This is a genomic window from Stenotrophomonas pictorum JCM 9942 (genome assembly GCF_001310775.1).
Lineage (GTDB): Bacteria > Pseudomonadota > Gammaproteobacteria > Xanthomonadales > Xanthomonadaceae > Stenotrophomonas > Stenotrophomonas pictorum.
Genome location: NZ_BAZI01000192.1, coordinates 1 through 5429 on the forward strand (window position 1 = coordinate 1; position 5429 = coordinate 5429).

At 66.4% G+C, this 5429-nt stretch carries 1 protein-coding gene and 2 pseudogenes; all 3 read right to left on the reverse strand.

Annotated elements, in window-relative coordinates; translation table 11 throughout:
* Positions 1–478, reverse strand: a pseudogene (locus tag JCM9942_RS10415) (glutamate synthase small subunit); the annotation flags it as partial.
* A gap of 96 nt (positions 479–574) precedes the next feature.
* Positions 575–4962, reverse strand: a pseudogene (gene gltB / locus JCM9942_RS10420) (glutamate synthase large subunit).
* 238 nt (positions 4963–5200) lie between these two features.
* A partial coding sequence (locus tag JCM9942_RS10425) for an I78 family peptidase inhibitor (RefSeq protein ID WP_256202363.1) occupies positions 5201–5429 on the reverse strand: 229 nt, incomplete at its 5' end.

Here is a 5429-nt window from a genome sequence, read left to right on the forward strand (position 1 = left end):
GCCCCGCCGGGCCGGCACCGACAACCGCCACGCGCTTGCCGGTGCACTTGACCGCGTGTAGATCGGGCTTCCAGCCGGTGGCCAGCGCGGTATCGACGATGTACTTCTCGACCGCACCGATGGTGACCGCGCCGAATTCCTCCAGCGTGCAGCTGCCTTCGCACAGGCGGTCCTGCGGACAGACCCGACCACAGACTTCCGGCAGCGGGTTGGTGGAATGGCACAGCGTCGCCGCCTCGTGGATGCGGTCCTCCTGCACCAGCTGCAGCCACTGCGGGATGGCGTTGTGTACCGGGCATTTCCAGCTGCAGTAAGGGTTGCCGCAATCCAGGCAACGGCCGGCCTGGTATTGCGCGTCGCTCTTGTCGAACTTGCCGTAGAGCTCGCCCCAATCGCCGGACGTGCGCAATTCCACCGGAATGCGCTGCGGCATGGTGCGGGGCAGATCGAGGAACTGGAAGGCTTGCTTGCGGCTCATGGAAGATTCCGGGCGAGCTTCCCGTCTGCGGGAAGCATTGGCTAAGGCACAAAGGTTGGATGCGTCGATGCGGGGCGTGTCCGTACCGACGCCAGATCAGGCCGCGCGGCGCAGCGACTCGGCCAGCGACTCGATGCTGGCGGCCTTGGGTTTGACCAGCCAGAACTTGCCGACGTAGTCGCGGAACTCGTCGAGGATCTGCTGCGCCCAGATGCTGCCGGTCAACTCGCGGTGACGGCCGATCAGGGTGTGCAGGTGTTGCCGGTAGTTCTCGAAGCCTTCGGCCGAAATGCGGTGGATGTCGATCAGCTCATGGTTGTAGCGGTCGACGAAGTCACGGTCGACGTCGAGCACATAGGCCAGGCCACCGGTGAAGCCGGCGCCGAAGTTCAGGCCGACCTTGCCCAGCACCACCACCACACCGTCGGTCATGTATTCGCAGCAGTGGTCGCCGGCGCCTTCAATCACTGCCAGCGCGCCGGAGTTGCGCACGCCGAAGCGTTCGCCTGCGCGACCTGCGGCAAACAGTTCGCCACCGGTGGCGCCATACAGGCAGGTGTTGCCGATGATGGCAGTGTTGCGCGCCTCGAAGCGGGCACCGCGCGGTGGGCGTACCACCAGGCGACCGCCGGCCATGCCCTTGCCCACGTAGTCGTTGGCTTCGCCTTCCACCTCCAGGTTCAGGCCGCCGACGTTGAACGCGCCGAAGCTCTGTCCGGCGGTGCCGCGGAAGCGCAGGTTCAACGGCGCTTCGCTCATGCCGTGGTTGCCATATGCGCGGGCGATGGTGCCGGACAGGCGCGTGCCCACCGAGCGGTCGGTGTTGTGGATCAGGAAGCGGTGCTCGCCGCCACGCTTGTGGGCGATGGCATCGGCCAGCAGGTCGTCCATCTGCGTGGCCAGGCTGTCCGGCGACTGGTACAGGCGCTGTGCGGCGCAATGCGCGCCCTCGTAGTGGGCAGGCGTGAGCAGGCGCGACAGATCGACCTTGACGCCTTCGCGCGGCGACACATCCAGCCGCTGCAGCAGATCGGTGCGGCCGACGATCTCATCCAGCGAACGCGCGCCCAGGTAGGACAGCCACTGCCGTACTTCCTCGGCCAGCAGGTGGAAGAAGTTCTCCACCCGCTCCGGCAGGCCGGTGAAGTAGCCCGCACGCAGACGCTCGTCCTGGGTGGCCACGCCGGTGGCGCAGTTGTTGAGATGGCAGATGCGCAGGTACTTGCAGCCCAGCACGATCATCGGCCCGGTGCCGAAACCGAAGCTGTCGGCGCCCAGCAGTGCGGCCTTGACCACATCCAGGCCGGTCTTCAGGCCGCCGTCGGTCTGCAGCAGGGTGCGGCTGCGCAGGTCGTTGGCCACCAGTGCCTGGTGCGACTCGGCCACGCCCAGTTCCCACGGTACGCCGGCATAGCGGATCGAGCTGACCGGTGAGGCACCGGTGCCGCCGTCATGGCCGGACACGGTGATCAGATCGGCGCCGGCTTTCACCACGCCGGCAGCAATGGTGCCGACGCCGGCATGCGATACCAGCTTCACCGAGATCAGCGCCTGCGGATTGACCTGCTTCAGGTCGTAGATCAGCTGTGCCAGGTCCTCGATGGAATAGATGTCATGGTGCGGCGGCGGCGAGATCAGGCCGATGCCGGGCTTGGCATAGCGCAGGCGCGCGATCAGCTCGTTGACCTTGTGGCCCGGCAGCTGGCCGCCTTCGCCGGGCTTGGCGCCCTGCGCCACCTTGATCTGCAGCACTTCGGCATTGACCAGGTATTCGGCGGTGACGCCGAAGCGGCCGGAGGCCACCTGCTTGATCTTGGAACGCTTCCCGGTGCCGTAGCGGGCGGGATCTTCGCCGCCTTCGCCGGAGTTGGAGCGGCCGCCGAGGCGGTTCATCGCAATCGCCAGCGCTTCATGCGCTTCCGGCGACAGCGCGCCCAGCGAAATGGCAGCGGTATCGAAACGCTTGAACAGCGCTTCGACCGGTTCCACCTCGTCCAATGGCACCGGCGTTGCCGCCGGCTTGAGCTGCAGCAGATCGCGCAGCGCCGAGGTCGGGCGCGAATGCACCGCGTCCATGTACTTGCGCCAGTCGGCGGCATCGCCGGTACGCGAAGCGCGCTGCAGCGTCATCACCACGTCCGGGTTGTACATGTGGTATTCGCCGCCGTGCACGTACTTGAGCAGGCCGCCGACTTCCGGCTCGGCCAGATCATTCCAGGCACGCACCATCAGCTCGCGGGCTTCGGTATCCAGCCGCGCCAGGCCGACGCCGGCGATACGCGCGGCGGTATCCGGGAAGCACAGTTCAACCACGTCCGGGTCCAGGCCGACGATCTCGAACAGCTGCGCGCCGCGATAGCTGGCGATGGTGCAGATGCCCATCTTGGAGATGATCTTGCTCAGGCCCTTGTAGATGCCCTTGCGGTAGCTGCGGCCGATCTGCGAGACCTCACCGCCCTTCTTCAACTGCAGGATGCCGCGCCGGCCAGATCGAACAGGGTCTGGTAGGCCAGATACGGATATACCGCGGTCGCACCAAAGCCCAGCAGACAGGCCATGTGGTGCGCATCGCGGGCGGTGCCGGTCTCGATGATCAGGTTGACGTCGCAGCGCAGCCCGACCTTCGAGAGATGGTGATGCACGGCGCTGGTGGCCAGCAGTGCATGCACCATCGGCCGGTCGGCGACCGGGTAGCGGTCGGACAGCAGCAGCATCACCGCGCCTTCGCGCGCGGCCTGTTCGCACTGCGCGCAGATGCGCTCGATGCCGGCCTTCAGCCCTTCCTCGACGCTGTAGGACAGGTCGATCAGGCGGTTGCGCGCGACGTACTGCTCCATCTTCAGCAACTGGCGCAGCTTGCGCTGGCTCAGCACCGGCGAGTTGAGGATGACGTGGTTCACCGTCTCCGCACCGGCGTGGAAGATGTTGGTCTCCTTGCCGAGCTGGGTGGTCAGCGACATCGCGCACTCTTCGCGCAGCGGATCGATCGGCGGGTTGGTGACCTGCGCGAAAGCCTGGCGGAAGTAGTCGTACAGCGGACGGGTGTGGCGGCTGAGCACGGCGATCGGCGTGTCATCGCCCATCGAGCCGGTGGCTTCCTGGCCGGTTTCGGCCAGCGGCCGCAGCACCTGTTCCAGTTCCTCGGTCGTGAGCTGGAACAGCTTGTGGTAGCTGCGCAGCGTGGCCTCGTCGAACGGCTCCTCGGCCAGCGACGGATCGATCAGCTCGGTCTGCAGGTAGGTCACGCCCTGGTGCAGCCATTGCTTGTACGGCGCACGTGCACGGTTGATGCGGTCGATGGCGTCCGAATCGAGCAGGTCGCCACGCTTGAGATCGATGGCCATCATCTGGCCCGGACCGAGCTTTCCCTTGCGCACCACGCGCTCGGTGGGCACTTCCCAGACGCCGGCTTCGGAGGCGACCAGGAAGTGGCGGTCGGAGGTCAGCAGCCAGCGCGCCGGGCGCAGGCCATTGCGGTCCAGGGTGCAGGCGGCATAGCGGCCATCGCAGGCGACGATGCCGGCCGGGCCATCCCACGGTTCGCTGTTCAAGCCATAGAACTCGTAGAACGCGGCCAGATCGGCATCCTTGAATTCCAGCGACTGGGTTGCCGGCGGCACCAGGATGCGCAGCGCCTGGATCAGCTCCATGCCGCCGGCCACCATCAGCTCGAGCATGTTGTCCATGCTCTGCGAATCGGAGCCGTGCATCGAGATCACCGGGTCGAGCTCGGCGATGTCGAACTTCGGCGTCTTCCATACCTTGCTGCGCGCCTGCGCCCAGCGGCGGTTGCCTTCGATGGTGTTGATCTCGCCGTTGTGGGCGAGCAGGCGGAACGGATGGGCCAGCGGCCAGCGTGGCAGGGTGTTGGTGGAAAAGCGCTGGTGGAACACCACCACGCTGGAGGCCAGTTCATGGCGCTGCAGGTCCGGGTAGAAGGTGCTCAGCTTGTCCGGCAGCACCATGCCCTTGTAGGTGATGGCTTCGGCGCTGAGGGTGGTGACGTAATAGTCGGAGACATCGCGCAGCGCCTGTTCGCTGCGACGACGGGCCATGAACAGCGCCAGTGCGAACTGTTCGGCACTCTGCTCGATGTCGGCATCGACGAACACCTGCTCGATCTTCGGCAGCGTGTCGCGCGCCAGCTGGCCACAAACGCTGTCATCGGTGGGCACCTCACGCCAACCGCGCGGATGGCAGCCGGCGCGGCGCAGCTGGGCATCGAGTTCGTCACGGCAGCGCTGTGCGGCATCCGCGTCGTGCGGCAGGAACACCACGCCGGCGGCGAAATTGGGCCCCAGCGCGATGCCGGCTTCTTCGGCCAGCTGGCGCAGGAACACGGTGGGTTTGCGCAGCAGCAGGCCGCAGCCGTCACCGGTGAGCCCGTCAGCGGCGACGCCGCCGCGGTGGGTCATGCGCGACAGTGCGGCGATGGCGGTATCCACCAGCAGGCGCGAGGGCTGGTCATCGAGCTGGGCGACCATGCCGAAGCCACAGGCGTCGCGTTCGTCTTGCGGGTCGTAAAGCTTGCGGGGTTCGGACTGCCATGTGTGCCTCTTGACGATGTCAGGTGAGCGGCGACACTCGCCTCGCGCTCAATCCCTGGAGCGCACCTTGAGGCCACCGGATGGCATCGACTAGATCACAGATGCTGCAGTGCCGCAATACATCGTTGCGGACGCAACCAAAGCCTTGTGGGACAAGGCTTTGGCGGGTTTCCATTCAGCCGCAACGCACGCCGCTGACCAGGCCTTTTTCATCGAGCTCGATGTTCAGGCGCTCGCCGATGAACTCCATCGTGACCGGCTGGTTGGGCTTGAGCACGCGGACTTCGCTGGCGCCGGCATCGTCCTTGGCCTGGGCCTGCATCGCCTCCGACCAGGTCTGGCCGACCAGCCCCTGCACCTGGCTGGCATCGCAGCTGCCCACCGGCGGAGGCGTGGCGGCTTCG